Genomic DNA, 273 nt, shown 5'->3' with positions numbered 1-273 from the left:
ATAGCTCGCGCTGGGCTCTATGAAGGTGCTTAAAGCGTTCAGCCAGGTCATCACCGTTCTTCACCGTCAAAGTCACCAAAAAAGGCCTCAGAGCCGTTTTCTCGGCTCGGATGACCTCCCACCTATCCAAGTAGGCCTTCATCGACTTAGCGCCCCGTCTAATGGCACACAGAGGGCAAAGCAGGTGCTTCATGCAGAAGCTGGCCGCATGCAGCCTCACAGCGTCGATGGTGAAGTAGTGCCGGAACAGCAGGTAGTCACCGCAAGTGGTGA

Annotated in this window: 1 protein-coding gene; it reads right to left on the bottom strand. The window is 55.7% G+C overall.

Annotated features, from left to right (window positions below):
• Positions 1–273 (bottom strand): protein rep (locus ABG80_RS23150; RefSeq protein WP_160322634.1); only part of this gene is annotated, 273 nt, incomplete at both ends.

This window comes from Aquabacterium parvum (assembly GCF_001447195.1).
In the GTDB taxonomy this organism is placed as follows: Bacteria; Pseudomonadota; Gammaproteobacteria; order Burkholderiales; family Burkholderiaceae_C; genus Aquabacterium; species Aquabacterium parvum.
The sequence above is the reverse complement of the archived record's forward strand: the minus strand, read 5'-3'. Positions and strand labels throughout refer to the sequence as shown.